This window comes from Euzebya tangerina (genome assembly GCF_003074135.1).
GTDB lineage: Bacteria > Actinomycetota > Nitriliruptoria > Euzebyales > Euzebyaceae > Euzebya > Euzebya tangerina.
Window position 1 is genome coordinate 488,669 of sequence record NZ_PPDK01000002.1, and the last position, 16,858, is coordinate 505,526.

Genomic DNA, 16,858 nt, shown 5'->3' on the forward strand with positions numbered 1-16,858 from the left:
GCTGCGCTCCTCGGTAGGGGAGGATGCCACCATGAGCGATGTGACCGCGGTCCTGGCCGAGCACCTCGACGGCTCCTACGGGGCGGTGCGAGATCAGGTCCGGGAGCTGTTGACCGACCCGCTGTTCCACCCCCGCGCCGGCATGACCCGCGACGAACACCAGGAGCGGGTGTGGGAGCAGCTGGGCGCGCTCGCGGAAGCGGGGCTGAGCCCCGCGCTCGGCTACCCCGAGACCTACGGTGGCGCCGGTGACCTCGGCGCGGGCATCGCCGCCTTCGAGACCCTCGCCTTCGGCAGCCTGTCGCTGCTGGTCAAGGCCGGCGTGCAGTGGGGGCTGTTCGGCGGGGCCATCCAGAACCTCGGGACCGAACGGCACCACCGCACCTACCTGGCCGACATCGCCGATCTGACGCTGCCCGGCTGCTTCGCCATGACCGAAGTCGGTCACGGCTCCGACGTCCAGTCGCTGGCCACCACGGCGACGTACGACGCCGCCGACGACACGCTGGTCATCAACACCCCCGAGCCGGATGCCACCAAGGACTACATCGGCAACGCCGCCCGAGATGGCCGGGCCGCCGTGGTGTTCGCCCAACTGGTCACCGCTGCCGGGTCGCACGGCGTCCACGCCGTGGTGGTGCCCATCCGAGACGATGCCGGGGCACCGCTCCCGGGCGTGACCATCGACGACGACGGCCCGAAGGCCGGCCTGAACGGCGTCGACAACGGCTCGCTCGCCTTCGACAACGTCCACGTGCCACGGGCAATCTGCTCAATCGCTTCGGCGACATCGACGACGACGGCACCTACTCGAGCCCGATCGAGAACCCGACGCGCCGCTTCTTCACGATGCTCGGGACCCTGGTCACCGGCCGGTGCAGCGTCGCTGGCGCGGCGATCAGCGCCACCAAGGTCGCCTTGACCATCGCCGTCCGCTACGGCGCCACGCGTGGCCAGTTCGAGGCGCCGACCGGGTCCAGTGTCGTGATGGAGGGCGAGGACGTCCCCCTGCTGACCTATCAGGCCTATCAATCGACGCTGCTGCCGGCGCTGGCCAAGACCTACGCCCTCCACGCCGCCCAGAAGGATCTGGTCGACCGCCTGGTGCAGGCCTTTGCCGACGACGACCCAAGGGCCCGGCGCGAGGTGGAGTCGCTGGCAGCCGGACTCAAGGCGGTCGCCACCTGGCACGCCAGCGACACCATCCAGGCCTGCCGCGAGGCGTGTGGCGGCGCGGGCTACCTCTCCCGCAACCGCCTGCCGGATCTGCGGGCAGACACCGACGTGTTCACCACCTTCGAGGGTGCCAACGCCGTCCTATTGCAACTGGTCGCCAAGGGGCTGCTGACCGGGTACCGCAAGGAGTTCAGTGACCTCGACCTCTTGGGCACGGTCCGGTTCGGCGCCGACATGGTGCTGGACCGGCTGGTCGAGCGACTGCGCGGCGCGTCGCTCGTGTCGTCGCTGCGTCGCGCGATGCCCGCGTCCGAGGAGACCCCCGACCACGAGGTCGGTCTGCGCAACCGGGCCTGGCAGATCCAGATGTTCACCCATCGCGAAGAGCACCTGCTCGAGACGGCGGCAGCGAGGATCAAGGGCGGCCTCGACGATCACGGCGATGCCTTCCGCGCGTTCAACCGCGTGCAGAACCACGTCCTTGCGGCGGCCCGCGCCCACGTGGACGCGCTGGTGCTGCAGGAGCTGACGATCTTCGTCGACACGTGTGACGACGAGGCCGCCCGGCAGCGGCTCGAGCTGCTGAGCGACCTCTACGCGCTGTCGATCATCCACGAGGATCGGGCCTGGTTCATGGAGCACGGTCGCCTGAGCGCCGAGGCGTCCAAAGCCGTCACCCGCGAGGTCGAGGACCTGCTGCGCGAGGTGGCACCACACGCGGTCGAGCTGGTCGACGCCTTCGGGGTGCCGGAAGAGATGCTCGCACCGATCGCCCGCCGCTGACCAGGTCGGTGGCCGGGCGGGCTCGGTTCGATCGGGTGCGCCGTGCGTCGACGCATGCGTGAGTTGACCCGCTCAGGGCGGGCGATCTCACGCATGCGTACCCGCAAGAGGCCGGCAGACTGGCCGGCATGCCCGAGCCGCCCGAGCAGATCTACCCGCGCGAGCAGGAGCGGGCGCGGCTGCGACGGGCGCTGCTCATGCAGTGCCCGATGTGCGGGTACGCGCCGGTGACCCACTCCTTCGGTGAGATCGTCGAGACCTGCGAGGGCTGCGGGTTCGACTTCGAGCGGGGCGAGTCCGGCTACTACGTCGGCGCGATGATCATGAGCATGGCCGTGTGCCTGCTCTCCTTCCTCGTGATCTTCGGCGTCTCGCTGCTGGTCACCTGGCCCGACGTCCCCTGGACCCTGGTCACCTGGATCGCCGTCGCCGCGATGGTCATCATCCCGATCTGGTTCTACCCGCGCTCCAAGACGATCTGGATCTGGGCGGACCACCGAATCAATCCGCGCTGGTCTGAGTAGGACGGGCTGACCGAGGGGTAGACAGGGGCCATGAGCTATCACAGCGACGTGACGCCGGACCAGGCGTTCGACATCATCCAGGACGACGCCGACGCCACGATCGTGGACGTGCGGACCCAGGCCGAGTGGGCCTTCGTGGGCACTCCCCGTCTGGACGACGCGGCGGGGCGCTACCTCCAGATCGAGTGGAACCACGCAGGCGGCGTCCGCAACGACGCCTTCCTGGACCAACTGCAGGCGGCTGGCGTGGCCAAGGCCGCGCCGGTGATGTTCCTGTGCCGCTCCGGGGCTCGCTCCCAAGCCGCCGCCAGCGCCGCAACAGCCGCCGGGTTCGAGAGGGCGCAGAACATCTCCGACGGGTTCGAGGGCGGCGTGGACGAGGACGGACATCGCGGCAATCGGGCCGGCTGGAAGGCTGACGGCCTGCCGTGGGTCCAGTCCTGACCGCCTGATCCCGGCCGGACAGAGGGCAATCTCCGGCTCGGTGTCGATTCGACGCTCCCCCGTACGTCGGGACGGGTGAGAAGTGGAACAGCCACTTCCACCCCACAGCACAAGGAGCGCACAGATGCCGAACTACCTCTTGACCTACACGGGCGGATCCGACATGCCGTCCGACCCTGCCGACCAAGCCGCCGTGATGCAGGCCTGGGGAACCTGGTATGAGACCCTGGGCGACGCTGTCGTCGATGGCGGGGCCCCCCTGGGCGAGTCCCGGAGCATCACCCCCGACGGCGCGGTGTCCGGCGAGCCCGTCTCGAAGCTCACCGGCTACACGATCCTGGCCGCGGACGACCTCGACCACGCCACCACGCTGGCCAAGGGCTGCCCGATCCTGACCGGCGACGGCACGGTGGAAGTCAGCACCGCGATCGACATGGGCTGACCCCCGCAGGACGAGGCGTTCCCAGCAATCAACCTGCCCGGGCCGGGGACACCGCGGCCCGGGTCGGGTACACCTGTCGGCCATGACCACTCCGACCGGTCCCGGCCGATGACGGCCGAGTGGCGGCCCGACACTGCTGCCGTCCGGGCGGGGCAAACCCGGTCGCCGATGGCGGAGACCTCAGAGGCCCTGTTCCTCAACTCGGGATACGTCTACGGGTCCGCGGAGGAGGCGGCGGCGGCGTTCGCTGGTGAGCTCGACCGCCATCGCTACTCGCGTGTGTCCAACCCGACCGTCGCCATGCTGCAAGAGCGAGTGCGGCAGTTGGAGGGGGCGCAGGCCGCGTGGGCGACGGCCAGCGGCATGGCCGCGGTGTTCTACGCACTTCTGGCATCGCTCTCCGCCGGCGACCGGGTCGTGGCTGCTCGGAGCCTGTTCGGCTCGTGCTTCGTGGTCCTCGACGAGCTGCTGCCGCGGTACGGCATCACCTGCGACTTCGTCGATGGGGCGGACCTTGACCAGTGGGAGGCCCAGCTGGCCACTCCCGCTCAGGCCGTGTTCTTCGAATCCCCCGCCAACCCGATGCAGACCCTGGTCGACATCGCCGCCGTCGCCGAACTAGCCCACGCGGCAGGCGCCACGGTGATCGTCGACAACATCTTCGCCTCACCGGTGTTCCAGAAGCCTCTGGACCTCGGGGCTGACGTCGTCGTGTACTCGACCACCAAGCACATGGACGGTCAGGGCCGGACGATGGGCGGGATGATCTTGGGGACGGAGACGTTCATCGCCGAGCAGGTCCAGCCCTTCATGCGCCACACCGGACCGATCATCAGTCCCTTCAACGCCTGGGTCGTGCTGAAGTCGCTGGAGACCATGCGGCTGCGTGTGGAGCACATGGCCGCCTCGGCGCTGACCGTGGGGGAGTGGCTGGAGGGTGACACCCGCGTCGAGCGGGTGTGGTTCCCGTGGTTGGACTCCCACCCGCAGGCCGAGCTGGCCCGACAGCAGATGAGCGGCGGCGGGACCGTGGTCACCTGGGAGGTGCCTGGCGGGACCGCGCGGGCCTTCGAGGTCCTCAACCGGCTGGAGACCGTCGACATCTCCAACAACTTCGCCGACGCCAAGTCGCTGGCCTGCCACCCGGCAACGACCACCCACCGACGCATCGGGCCGGACGCTCGTGCGGCGATCGGGATCACGGACGGGGTCATCCGGGTGTCGGTGGGCCTGGAGGACGTCGGCGACCTGCTCGATGACCTGGATCAGGCGCTGGGGTGACCGTGCGGCGCGACGTCGGCCGGCTCTCCGCCAAGCAGTCGACGGCCCAGCGCTCCGCCGCGCTCCAACATGTCGGTCAACGCCCTGTCGACGACGGACTGGGTGAGGACCGGGACGTTGCCGCTGGTGTCGGCGGCGTACAACGCCCCTCGTCGCAGCAACTCGCTGATGAACGACGCGGTCACGCCTTCGGTCCGGTCCACCACGGCGTCGACGTCGACGGCATCCACGATCAACCCCGTCGCGTAGGCCTGCCAGAGCCGTCTGCGACCGTCCGCGTCCGGTAGGGGGATCTCGATCGCCAGGTCGATTCGGCCCGGCCGAGCCGCCAGGGCCGGCTCGAGGAGGTCCACGCGGTTGGTGGTCAGCGCGAAGATCACGTCGTCGTCGGCGCCGACGCCGTCCATCTCGTTCAGCAACTGGAACAGCAGGGGATTCGTTCCAGACGGTCCCATCCCTCGTTCCTGCGCGATCAGATCCACGTCCTCGAGGATCAGCATGGAGGGAGCCAGGCTCCGAGCCATCTCTGCTGCGGGAGCGATGGCGCCGAACCCCTGCCCGGACAAGACGATGGACGTCCGGTCGGGCATCGCGCCCATCAGATAGGTCAGTGTGTGCGTCTTGCCCGTGCCCCGTGGGCCGAAGAGCAGCAACCCGCGCTTGAGATGTCGGCCACCGGCCAGCAGCGACGGCGCGCGCTGCGCCATGCCGATGGTCTGCTCCTCGATCAGGTCGAGTGTGCCGTCCGGCAGGACCACATCGTCGCGGACCACCCGGGGGAGGTCGATGAACTCCACCTCGGCCGCATCGTGGTGGAAGGGACCGTGGGGGTTGCCCAGCGTCACGACCTGACCGCGGTGGACGTCGTGCTCGCGCCGAAGTTCGGTCAACTCTGCGAGGAAGCGCTCTGCGCCGGCACGCTCGGCCGCGACCGCCTCGACGACCAGCTTGTCCTGCCCATGTCGCGGTGCCGGTCCACTGATGAAGGCGACGATGGATGCCTGCCCATCCTTGGCGAGGACGACACCGAAGTCCACGCACGACAGCGAACGTCCGACGGCGATCGGTCGCGAGACGTAGTCCACGGGGCCGAGGCCCATCCCCCCGTGTCCCAACAGCCCGGTGTCGATCGGAGTGATCAACTCGCCCAGGGTCAGGCCGCGGTTGCGACGTCCCTGGCCCGAAAGGCCGATCAACTCGAGCTCCCGGTTCGGTCGATCTGCCCACAGGTCCAGCGCCAGTTGCACGTTTGGCTGCTCGTGCGGGGCAAGCTTGAGCGAGACCACGTCGAGCGACGAGGCTGGCTGGCCTAGGTGGTCGCGGATGGCCGCACTGATGGGTGACTCGCCGGGCCTGCGGTCCTGCGCAATTCCGCGCAGGAAGTCGGCGAACAACTCGGCGAACTCGGTGCGTTCCATGATCCCTTCCCCTGGCGCAGCGCTGATGCGTGCGGTCGCCTGACGACCGTAGGGTGTCGAGCCCCTGGGTGCCAGCGGCTGACGCGTCCAAGCACCCTCCCACCCGTAGCAGCGTGTGCCCCATCGTGGCAGACTGTTCGCCCTGCCCCGTCACGGGGCCGTCTGTGCTGCACGCCCACGCGCGGCCGCCGCCGGACACACAAGGCCGCCGGGGACATCTGCCCCGTCGGCGTCGCGATACGAATCCCAACGCCTGCCACCTGGGCGGGTGTGCCCCCCTTGACTGGACCGCCACACGATGACCGACCCCAAGTACACCCTGACCACCGCCGTCGACGAAGAGCGGGAGCGGGGTGCAGCCATCCTCCTCGAGGAGTTCGGATCCGAGGAGAACTTCCTCGCGGCACTCGAAGCGACCGTCAAGGACTTCGACGACGGTGACATCGTCGAAGGCGTCGTCGTCAAGGTCGATCCCGAAGAGGTCCTGCTGGACATCGGGTTCAAGTCCGAGGGTGTGATCCCCAGCCGCGAACTGTCGATCAAGCACGACATCGACCCCAATGAGGTCGTCGCCGTCGGTGACGTGATCGAGGCCCTGGTCCTGCAGAAGGAGGACAAGGACGGCCGTCTGGTCCTCTCCAAGAAGCGCGCCCAGTACGAGCGCGCCTGGGGCAAGATCGAGGAGATCCACGAGCGCGAGTCCACCGTCACCGGCTCCGTCATCGAGGTGGTCAAGGGTGGCCTCATCCTCGACATCGGTCTGCGAGGGTTCCTCCCCGCCTCGCTGGTCGAGATGCGCCGGGTCCGCGACCTGCACCCCTACGTGGGGCAGGAGCTCGAGTGCAAGGTCATCGAGCTGGACAAGAACCGCAACAACGTCGTGCTGTCCCGCCGGAAGTTCCTGGAGGAGACGCAGAGCGAGTTCCGCCGCGAGTTCCTGGAAACCCTGCAGAAGGGCGAGATCCGCAAGGGCACCGTCTCCTCCTGCGTCAACTTCGGTGCCTTCGTGGACCTCGGTGGCGTCGACGGTCTGGTGCACGTCTCCGAGCTGTCCTGGAAGCACGTCGACCACCCTGGTGAGGTCGTGGAGCTGGGCCAGGAGGTCGAGGTCGAGGTGCTCGACGTCGATCTGGAGCGCGAGCGCGTCTCGCTGTCCCTGAAGGCCACGCAGGAAGACCCCTGGCAGCAGTTCGCCCGGCAGCACTACGTCGGCGAGTTCGTCGAGGGCAGCGTCACCAAGCTCGTGCCCTTCGGCGCCTTCGTGAAGGTCGAGGACGGCATCGAGGGTCTGATCCACATCTCCGAGCTGGCCGACGCCCACGTCGAGCAGCCCGAGCAGGTCGTGAAGGTCGGCGACTCCGCCACCGTGAAGATCATCGACATCGACGACGTCCGTCGCCGGATCTCCCTGTCGCTCAAGCAGGCCGTCAAGGCCGGCTACGGCGAGGCGCCGGAGATCGAGGAGGTCCCGGCCTACGCTGCCGAAGCTCCCTCCTCCGGCGGTGGAGGTGGCGGCTCGAGCTCGAGCTCGGGCGACGGTGGCTCGGCGATGGGTGCCGCACTGGCGCAGGCGATGCAGCGCTCCTCCGGCAGTGGGGGCGGCAGCGAGGACGCCGAAGCCGAGGCGGGCGACACGGGCCTGTCCGCGCAGGACATCATCGCCCGGGTCCAGGCCCAGGCCGCAGAGGTGGCTCAGGACGATGCGCCCGTCGGGGCGGACGACTCCGTCGATGACGAGCCAGCTGCGGTCGCCGAGGAGGCTGTTGCGGCCGAGGCGATGGCCGACGAGGTCCAGACCGAGGCTCCGCCGGCCGACGAGGTGGCGGAGGCGGCCGCCGAAGAGTCCACCGAGCCTGAGGCTGCGGAGGCTGCGGAGGTTGCGGAGGTCAACGACGAGCCCGCGGCGGACGACAGCGCGGAGGAGGCATCCGGCGCCGAGGCACCGGAAGCCACCGCCGAGGAGGCGGAGGCAGCCGACGAGCCAGAAGAGGCAGCGGAAGACCCGGTGGCCGAGACCTCCGACGACGAGTCCGAGGACACGCCAACTGCGGACGAGGCCTCCGACGAAGAAGAGTAGGACCAGAACAGACGAACGGGACCACCCAGCGGTGGTCCCGTTCGTTGTTCTGACCCCACGGTTCCGGAGGCCGTGGCGGCCTGACAGCATGGGCTCATGCAGCTGATCGGACTCACCGGCGGGATCGCCTCGGGCAAGTCGACCGTCTCGAGTCGGCTGCGGAAGGTCCACGGCTGGGCCGTCGTCGACGCCGACCGGGTCGCCCGCGACATCGTCGAGCCAGGCCAACCGGCCCTCGCCGAGATCGCCGAGCACTTCGCGCCGGACGTGATCACCGACGACGGAACCCTCGACCGCGCCAGGCTCGGGGCGATCGTCTTCGCCGACGACGATTCGCGGCAGACCCTCAACCAGATCACCCATCCACGGATCGCCGAGGAGATGGCGCTCCGCATCCACGCCCTGGCCGACCACCCCAAGCCGGTTGTCGTCGACTCCCCGCTGCTGGTCGAGATGGGCCACGCCGAGAACTACCCGACCATCATCGTCGTCGTCGCCGACCCGGAGACCCAACACCGCCGACTCGTGGACCATCGCGCCATGGACCCCGACGAGGCCTGGGGACGCATCAACGCCCAGGCCTCCAACGATGAGCGGCGAGCCGTTGCCACCCACGTCCTCGACAACTCCGGTTCCATCCCCGACCTCCACGATGCCGTCGACCGGCTCGTGGCCGCCATCACCGCCGACCCGCGGTAGGAGGCACCCTCCCTCGCTGGTTAGGGTGAGGGCATGCCGTCGGTTGTCCCCTCACGCGATCTCTGGGAGGCGACGACGTCTGTCCTCGAGGTCGGGCACGACGCCGGCCTGGTGATGCGTCGAGGGCTGGAGGCGCTGTGCACACTGCTGGCCGCGGACCGGGCAGACGGAGGTCACGCGCACACCGGCCAAACGACTTACCGGCCCTCCTGGGCGGTCTCCGTCGGGGATGACCCTCCCTCCAGCTTCGCGCTGCCGCTGGACGACCAGGTGCTGCGCCAGGTTCTGGCCACCCCGCGGACGTTCGTGGTGCACGACGTACGGGAGGAGCTCGGCTCGTCGACCACCGGTCAGGTGATGACGGAGCTGGGCACCCGGGCGATGGTGGTCCGCCGCCTCGAGCGGGCCGGCGACGGCAACGGCGTGATCTGCGTCGACTGGGTTGATCGACCGGCCGAGCTCGACAGCCTCCAGGTCGCACTGGTCGAGGAGTTCGTGACCAAGGTCCTCCAGCCGGTGCTTCGCCAAGCTCGGTCGCAGCCACGACACCCAGATCCGCTCGCGACGCTCTCCGATGCCGAGTCCGACGTTGCTCGACTTGCCGCCGCGGGCCTGACGTACCGCGAGATCGCCGACAGCCGCGGGACGTCCATCAACACCGTGGGCCACCAACTGGCGGCGGCACGCCGGAAGCTCGGCGTCGCGAACACCGCTGCGCTCTGCCGGGTGATCAGCACCGCGTAGCCGCGCCGCACCGCAGGGGCAACCGCCGTAGCAGGTTCCAGCCATTGACCACGCCTCCGCCGGGGTCCTAGCGTCCGTGGAGGAACCAACACGCGGCCCCAGGGAGACGCCATGACCACACTTGAGTCGGGACCTCGACAGGTGCACGGAGCCTGTCCTCACGACTGCCCGGACACCTGCGCCATGACCCTCACGGTCGAAGACGGCGAGGTGACCGGCGTGACCGGGCGGGCCGATCATCCCTACACGCAGGGTGGTCTGTGCGCCAAGGTCAACGACTACGAGCGACACGTCCATGCGGCGGACCGGGTGACCACACCCCTCCGCCGGGTCGGCCCCAAGGGGGCGGGTGAGTTCGAGCCGATCTCGTGGGACGAGGCGCTGGACGAGATCGCCGACCGCTATACCGAGATCATCGAGACCGACGGCCCTGAGGCCATCCTCCCGTACAGCTACCTGGGCAACATGGGGATCCTCAACGGTCTGACCGTGGGAGACCGCTTCTTCAACGGCCTGGGCACCAGTGTCTCTGAGCGGACCTTCTGCGACTCCGGAGGCATCTCTGCCTACCTGATGACACTCGGCCCCACGGCGGCGGTGGATCCGGAGGCGCTGGTCCACGCCAAGTACATCGTCATCTGGGCTTGCAACGTGCTGTCCAACAACCTGCACCTGTGGCCCTTCATCGAGCAGGCGCAGCGCGACGGCGCCACCGTCGTGGTGATCGACCCGTTTGCCACCCGGACGGCCAAGAAGGCCGACTGGCACCTGCCGATCCGTCCCGGCACCGATGGCGCGTTGGCCCTTGCGCTGATGAACGTCCTGATCGCCGAGGACCTGGTCGACGAGGAGTGGGCTCACGCCCACACGGTCGGCTACGACGAGCTGGTCGGCCACGTCGCCGAGGCGACACCCGAGTGGGCGGCCGAGGAGACCGGCCTTGAGGCGGAGGACATCCGCCGTCTGGCTCGTGGCCTGGCCACCAATCAGCCCTCGGTGATCCGTGTGGGTGTGGCCCTCGAGCGGTCCAGCGGGGGCGGCAGCGCCGCGAGAGCGATCTTCTCACTCCCCGCGCTGACCGGCTCGTGGCGCCACGTCGGTGGCGGGCTGCTGCAGATGCCGATCTGGGCGTTCCCCGTCAACTGGGACCACCTCCACGGGACGCACCCCAACGCCGACGGTGTTCGTGTGGTCAACCAGTGGCGGCTCGGGCAGGCCCTGGCCGGCGATCTCGATGGGCCACCGATCCGGTCGTTGTTCGTCTACAACTCCAACCCGGCCGTGGTGGTGGGGGAGCAGGCGTCGGTCCTCAGCGGCCTCGAGCGAGAGGACCTGTTCACCGTCGTCTCCGACCACTTCGTGACCGACACCGCTCGCTACGCCGACCTGGTCCTGCCGGCCACCACCTCCGCAGAGCATCAGGATGTCATGTTCTCCTGGGGTCACCTCTACCTGACCTACAACGAGCAGGCCATCGACCCCGTGGGTGAGTCGGTGTCCAACACCGAGCTGTTCCGACGACTGGCACGGCGCATGGGCCTGGACGACCCCTGGTTCGACCTCGACGACGACGAGATGATGCGCCAGTCGCTGGACTGGACCGCGCCGGTCATGGAGGGCATCACGCTGGAGCGGCTGCAGGAGGAGGGGTTCGTCCGGCTCACCGTCCCGGAGACCGACTCCTACGCACCACATGTGGAGGGGAACTTCCCGACCCCGTCCGGCAAGGTGGAGCTGGTCGCATCCATGGCCGCTGGTGGCAACTTCGTGGCACCGCTGTTCCGACAGGGCGTGGTGGCAGGTCAGGACGGCAGCCCGGTCGAACCGCTGCCGACCTACATCCCACCGCAGGAGCTGGGCAGCGACGACCGCTACCCGCTGGCTCTGGTGACTCCCAAGGCCCACGCGTTCCTCAACTCCCAGTACGGCAACATGACCCACCAGCGGCGCATCCAGCGCGGTCCGACGTGCGCGATGAACCCACTCGATGCGGAGCCACGAGGCATCGCCGATGGCGCCGCCGTGCAGGTCACCAACGGCCGGGCCCGGATTCGGGCCACGGCCTCGGTCACCGAGGACGTCCGCCCGGGTGTGGTCCTGCTGCCGATGGGCCACTGGCCGGAGAAGGTCGAGGGAGGCCTGACCGTCAACGCGCTGACCGCCGACCGGTACGGCGACCTCGGTCGCAACCCGACCTTCAACGACACAGCCGTCGAGGTCAGCGCCGTGTGATCAGGCTGGTGGTGCACGCGTGACGGCTACCCTCGATGACGTGACGACCGACCAGCTGGGACGCGGACTCCGGGACCTCCGAGTGTCCGTGACCGACCGGTGCAACTTCCGCTGCACCTACTGCATGCCGCGCGAGCTGTTCGGTCCCGATCACGCGTTCCTGCCCCGGTCGGAGCTCCTGACCTTCGAAGAGATCGTGGCCGTCATCGAGGCGGCTGCGGAGCTGGGTGTCACCAAGATCCGGCTGACCGGCGGTGAGCCACTGCTGCGCACCGATCTGCCGGACCTCATCGCGGCGATCGACGCCGTTCCCGCCATCGATGACATCGCCATGACGACCAACGGGGTACTGCTCCCCGCGGCCCTGCCCGACCTGATGGCGGCGGGCCTGTCCCGGGTCACGGTCAGCCTGGACGCGCTCGACGCCGACGTCTTCGCCCGGATGGCGGACGTCAAGGTCCCGGTTGCGACCGTGACCGGCGCCGTCGAGGCAGCCGTGGACGCCGGACTGGTGACCAAGATCAACGCGGTGGTCCAGCGCGGCGTGAACGAGAGCCAGATCGTGCCGCTGGCGGAGTACGGGCGCCAGACGGGTGCCACGGTCCGTTTCATCGAGTTCATGGACGTCGGCAGCACCAACGGGTGGGACCTGTCCCAGGTCGTGAGCGCAGCCGAGATCGTCGAGACCATCGACGAGGTCCACCCGCTCACGGCGGTTGCGCGTTCGGGCAGTGCCGTTGCCAATCGCTGGACCTACGACGACGGGGTTGGCGAGGTCGGGGTAATCGCCAGCGTCACCGATCCGTTCTGTCGGACCTGTGTCCGAGCTCGCCTCTCGGCGATCGGGGAGCTGTTCACCTGTCTGTTCGCCTCCTCGGGCCACGACCTGCGGGCGGTCCTGCGTGCCGGCGAGAGCCACGACGCGCTGGTCGCCCGGCTGGCTGCCATCTGGGGGGTCCGGTCCGACCGCTATTCCGAGATCCGTGGCGCCCATCCAGTCCAACCGGAGGGCCGGGTCGAGATGAGCTACATAGGCGGGTAAGGCCCCGCCTCGCCACATGGCGAGGTCCGGCCGACGCCGGTGCGCTCGCGGAGTACCTCCGCATGGAGGGGGCAGCCGACCTCTGCAACGAACGTGTCGGAAGATTGTGTCCGAAACGACCGAGCAGGCCTTTCGCCGCCACTTGCTTGCCACTACGCTCCGGCTTGTACGCAGCGTGCTGCCCGGTCCTCGGCACATCCGAGATCCAGCGCACCCGTCATCGGTTACCACGATCGACGACGGTCATCTGATGTCGGAGCCGACATCGAACTTCATATGGAGGGCTCATGGCGAAGCAATCAGTTTCGGTCACGGTGGACGGAACCACCTACACCGACGACGTCGAACCACGACTGCTGTTCGTGAACTACCTACGCGACGTCCTGGGTCTGACCGGGACCAACATCGGGTGCGACACGTCCAACTGTGGTGCCTGCACCGTGTTGGTCGACGGCCGGTCGGCGAAGTCGTGCACGATGCTGGCGGTGCAAGCGGACGGGGCCGAGGTCACCACCGTCCAAGGTCTGGCCAACGGCGAGTTGCACCCGGTGCAGAAGGCCTTCCATGAGAAGCACGGCCTGCAGTGCGGCTACTGCACACCCGGCATGATCTGCGCGGCCACGTCGCTGCTCAGCCAGAACCCCTCACCCTCCGAGGAGGAGATCCGGCACGGCATCGAGGGCAACCTCTGTCGCTGCACCGGATACCAGAACATCGTGGCAGCCGTGCAGCAGGCCGCCGAAGAGATGCAGGGAGCATAGCGATGACCGCGATCGAAGAACGTCCCGACACCGAGATCGGCAAGGCCACCCTGCGCAAGGAGGATGCGCGGCTGATCACGGGTCAGACCCGCTGGACCGACAACATCGTCCTGCCCGGCATGGTGCACGCCGCCATGCTGCGCTCGCCGATGGCGCACGCCAAGATCACCAACCTCGACGTCTCGGGCGCCAAGTCCCAGCCCAACGTGATCGAGGTCTACACAGCCGCGGACTTCGAAGGTGAGTATGGCGCGCTGCCCTGTGCCTGGCCCGTCACTCCCGACATGGTCAACCCACCGCACATGGCGCTTGCGGTCGACGAGGTCAACTACGTGGGTGACGCCGTCGCCGTCGTCGTCGCCCGGGACCGCGCCTCCGCCGTGGATGCGCTGGAGCACATCGACGTGGACTACGAGCCGTTGGAGGCCGTCGTCGACATGGAAGCCGCCGCGCAGGATGGCGCGACGCTGGTCCATGCCGACCTCGAGTCCAACCGCAGCTTCCTGTGGCCCTTCGAGGCCGGCGACGTCGACGCGGCGTTCGACGGCGCCGACACGGTCGTGACTCGTCGGTTCATCAACCAGCGCCTCATCCCCGCGGCCATCGAGCCGCGCTCGGTCGTGGTCGATCCCTCCGCGGCCAGCGGCGACGTGACGGTCTACTCGGCCACCCAGGTGCCACACGTCCTCCGTCTGATGCTGGCACTGACCATGGGGATCCCGGAGCAGAAGCTGCGTGTGGTCGCCCCCGACGTCGGCGGCGGCTTCGGCTCGAAGCTGAACGTGTACGCCGAAGAGGTCCTGATGACGGCCATCGCCCGCAAGATGGGCAAGCCGGTCAAGTGGACCGCCACCCGCTCGGAGGACATCCAGGCCACGATCCACGGCCGGGACCAGATCCAGGACATCTCGATCGCGGCCAACGCCGATGGGACCATCCGCGGTCTCAAGGTCGACCTGCTGGCCGACATGGGCGCGTTCCTGCAGTTGGTCACCCCTGGTGTCCCGGTGCTCGGCGCCCTCATGTTCCCGTCGATCTACAAGATGGACGCCTATCACTTCACCTGCACCGGTGTCTTCACCAACAAGACGCCGACCGATGCCTACCGCGGGGCAGGCCGCCCCGAGGCGACCTTCGCGATCGAGCGGATCGTCGACGAGTTGGCCAACGAGCTCGGCATGGAGCCGATGGAGCTGCGGCGGAAGAACTGGATCACCCACGAGGAGTTCCCGTTCGACACGATCACCGGGCTGACCTACGACACCGGCAACTACGAGGCTGCCACCGACAAGGCCATGGAGCTGTTCGACTACGACGGCCTCCGCGCCGAGCAGCAGCGCCGCCGGGATGCCGGCGAGACCGTCCAGCTCGGCATCGGCATCTCCACCTTCACCGAGATGTGCGGCTTGGCCCCGTCCCGCGTGTTGGGGTCGCTGTCCTACGGCGCCGGAGGGTGGGAGGCCGCCACCGTGCGGATGCTCCCGACCGGAAAGGTCGAGGTCGTGACCGGTACCAGCCCCCACGGGCAGGGTCACGTGACTGCGTGGTCACAGATCGCCTCCGACTACCTCGGTGTGCCCTTCGATGACATCGACGTCCTCCACGGCGACACCAAGATTGCGCCGATGGGCCTCGACACCTACGGGTCACGCTCGCTGGTGGTGGGTGGGATCGCACTGAAGCGGGCCTGCGACAAGGTCGTGGAGAAGGCCATGCCCTTCGCGGCGCACATGTTGGAGGCCAGCGTCGACGACCTCGAGTTCAGCGCCGGGACCTACTCGGTCAAGGGTGACGCGGAGAAGTCAGTGACGATCCAGGAGATCGCCCTGGCGGTCTTCGCCGGCCACGACTACCCCGAGGGCGTCGAGTTGGACCTCACCGCCAACATGGTGTTCGACCCGGAGAACTTCTCCTTCCCCCACGGCACCCACCTCTGTGCCATGGACGTCGACACCGAGACCGGCAAGGTGAGCGTCCACAAGTACGTCTGCGTTGACGACGTCGGCAACGTCATCAACCCCATGATCGTCGAGGGGCAGGTCCACGGAGGCCTGGCCCAGGGCATCGCCCAGGCGCTGTGGGAGGGTGTGGAGTTCGACGACGCCGGGAACCTGCTGACCGCGTCGCTGATCGACTACACGCTGCCGTCCGCCGTCGACATGCCGCACCTCATCACCGACCGGACCGAGACGCCGGCCACCTCGAACGACCTCGGCGTCAAGGGGGTCGGCGAGGCCGGCACCATCGCCTCGACCCCGGCAGTGGTCAACGCGGTCATCGACGCGCTGCGGCCGATGGGCGTGACTGACGTCCTGATGCCGATGACACCCAAGAACGTGTGGAACGCGATGCAGGCCGCATCAGACGGAGAGGGCTAGACCGATGATCCCAGCAGAGTTCGAGTACGTCCGGGCAAGCTCGGTGGACGAGGCCGTCTCGGCGCTCGGGGCCTCCGAGGACGCCAAGATCCTGGCCGGTGGGCACTCCCTGCTGCCGCTGATGAAGCTGCGGCTGTCCTACCCCGAGACCCTGGTCGACATCGGCCGGGTCGACGAGATGACCGGCGTCCGCATGGACGGTGACCGCGTCGTCATCGGCGCGGCCACCACCCACTACGACGTCATGACCAACCAGACGGTGAAGGACAACTGCGGCGTCATCGCGGAGGTCACCGGCCACGTCGGGGACCCGCAGGTGCGGCACCGCGGTACGCACGGTGGCTCGCTGGCCCACGGCGATGCCGCCAGCGACATGCCGGGGATGGCTCTGGCCCTCGGCGCCGAGTTCACCATCCACGGTCCTGGTGGCCGGCGGACCGTCCCGGCGTCGGAGTTCTTCGTCGACTACCTGATGACGGCAGTTGATGAGGATGAGGTGCTGGTCGAGGTGTCGTGGCCGAGTCTGGCCAACGGCACCCGGTGGAACTACCAGAAGTTCCAGCACACCTCGCAGGGGTGGGCCATCGTCGGCGCGTTGGCCGTGGTCTCCGCCAACGGCTCCATCACCGACGCCAAGATCGGCCTGACCAACATGGGCTCGGTGCCAGTACGGGCGACCTCGGTGGAGAGCGCCCTGACCGGTGTGGCGTCAGACGACACCGCCGGCATCGCGGCCGCCTGCGCCTCGGCAGGGGAGGGGACGACGCCGCCGGAGGACCTCCACGGCGACGGCGCCTTCCGCCAGCACCTGGCGGGTGTCCTGACCAAGCGTGCCGTCACGGCTGCGCTCGGCTGAG

The 16,858-nt window shown here is 68.6% G+C and carries 13 protein-coding genes and 1 pseudogene; 13 read left to right on the forward strand and 1 reads right to left on the reverse strand.

Annotated elements, in window-relative coordinates; translation table 11 throughout:
* Positions 1 to 31 precede the first annotated feature (31 nt).
* From C1746_RS23250 to C1746_RS18060, 5 genes and pseudogenes are all read left to right on the forward strand, one after another.
* Positions 32 to 1,959, forward strand: a pseudogene (locus C1746_RS23250) (acyl-CoA dehydrogenase family protein).
* A gap of 128 nt (positions 1,960 to 2,087) precedes the next feature.
* Positions 2,088 to 2,483 (forward strand): DUF983 domain-containing protein, encoded by a 396-nt coding sequence (locus tag C1746_RS18045; RefSeq protein ID WP_116716138.1) that lies wholly within the window; start codon positions 2,088 to 2,090, stop codon positions 2,481 to 2,483.
* A 30-nt stretch (positions 2,484 to 2,513) separates the two neighbouring features.
* Complete coding sequence (locus tag C1746_RS18050; RefSeq protein ID WP_116716139.1) at positions 2,514 to 2,927, forward strand: rhodanese-like domain-containing protein; 414 nt, start codon at positions 2,514 to 2,516, stop codon at positions 2,925 to 2,927.
* 124 nt (positions 2,928 to 3,051) lie between these two features.
* The gene (locus tag C1746_RS18055; protein ID WP_116716140.1) at positions 3,052 to 3,369 is read left to right on the forward strand and encodes a YciI family protein; all 318 of its coding nucleotides are present in this window, start codon (positions 3,052 to 3,054) and stop codon (positions 3,367 to 3,369) included.
* 108 nt (positions 3,370 to 3,477) lie between these two features.
* Entirely contained in the window at positions 3,478 to 4,650 is a 1,173-nt protein-coding gene (locus C1746_RS18060; RefSeq protein ID WP_116716141.1) for an O-succinylhomoserine sulfhydrylase, read from the forward strand.
* Here the strand turns inward: C1746_RS18060 and C1746_RS18065 are convergent.
* On the reverse strand, positions 4,635 to 6,068 hold the full coding sequence (locus C1746_RS18065; RefSeq protein WP_116716142.1) for an AAA family ATPase: 1,434 nt from the start codon (positions 6,066 to 6,068) through the stop codon (positions 4,635 to 4,637). The two genes, C1746_RS18060 and C1746_RS18065, sit on opposite strands and share 16 nt — an antisense overlap.
* A 298-nt stretch (positions 6,069 to 6,366) precedes the next feature.
* Here C1746_RS18065 and rpsA point away from each other — a divergent pair, with 298 nt between their 5' ends.
* The 8 genes from rpsA to C1746_RS18105 all read left to right on the forward strand — a co-directional run bounded on the left by rpsA (position 6,367) and on the right by C1746_RS18105 (position 16,857).
* Entirely contained in the window at positions 6,367 to 8,145 is a 1,779-nt protein-coding gene (gene rpsA / locus C1746_RS18070) for a 30S ribosomal protein S1 (protein ID WP_170124923.1), read from the forward strand.
* Between the two features lie 96 nt (positions 8,146 to 8,241).
* Positions 8,242 to 8,844, forward strand: coding sequence for a dephospho-CoA kinase (gene coaE, locus C1746_RS18075; RefSeq protein WP_116716143.1), 603 nt, complete (start codon positions 8,242 to 8,244; stop codon positions 8,842 to 8,844).
* Positions 8,845 to 8,877: 33 nt separating this feature from the next.
* Positions 8,878 to 9,588 carry a helix-turn-helix transcriptional regulator gene (locus tag C1746_RS18080; protein ID WP_116716144.1) on the forward strand — a complete coding sequence of 237 codons (711 nt, stop codon included), beginning with the start codon at positions 8,878 to 8,880 and terminating at the stop codon, positions 9,586 to 9,588.
* Between the two features lie 111 nt (positions 9,589 to 9,699).
* Entirely contained in the window at positions 9,700 to 11,820 is a 2,121-nt protein-coding gene (locus C1746_RS18085) for a molybdopterin-containing oxidoreductase family protein (RefSeq protein WP_116716145.1), read from the forward strand.
* Positions 11,821 to 11,860: 40 nt separating this feature from the next.
* Entirely contained in the window at positions 11,861 to 12,862 is a 1,002-nt protein-coding gene (gene moaA / locus C1746_RS18090; RefSeq protein WP_205711977.1) for a GTP 3',8-cyclase MoaA, read from the forward strand.
* 287 nt (positions 12,863 to 13,149) lie between these two features.
* Entirely contained in the window at positions 13,150 to 13,623 is a 474-nt protein-coding gene (locus tag C1746_RS18095; protein ID WP_116716147.1) for a (2Fe-2S)-binding protein, read from the forward strand.
* Positions 13,624 to 13,625: 2 nt separating this feature from the next.
* Positions 13,626 to 16,001, forward strand: coding sequence for a xanthine dehydrogenase family protein molybdopterin-binding subunit (locus tag C1746_RS18100; RefSeq protein ID WP_116716148.1), 2,376 nt, complete (start codon positions 13,626 to 13,628; stop codon positions 15,999 to 16,001).
* A 4-nt stretch (positions 16,002 to 16,005) separates the two neighbouring features.
* The gene (locus C1746_RS18105) at positions 16,006 to 16,857 is read left to right on the forward strand and encodes an FAD binding domain-containing protein (RefSeq protein WP_116716149.1); all 852 of its coding nucleotides are present in this window, start codon (positions 16,006 to 16,008) and stop codon (positions 16,855 to 16,857) included.
* Position 16,858 lies beyond the last annotated feature (1 nt).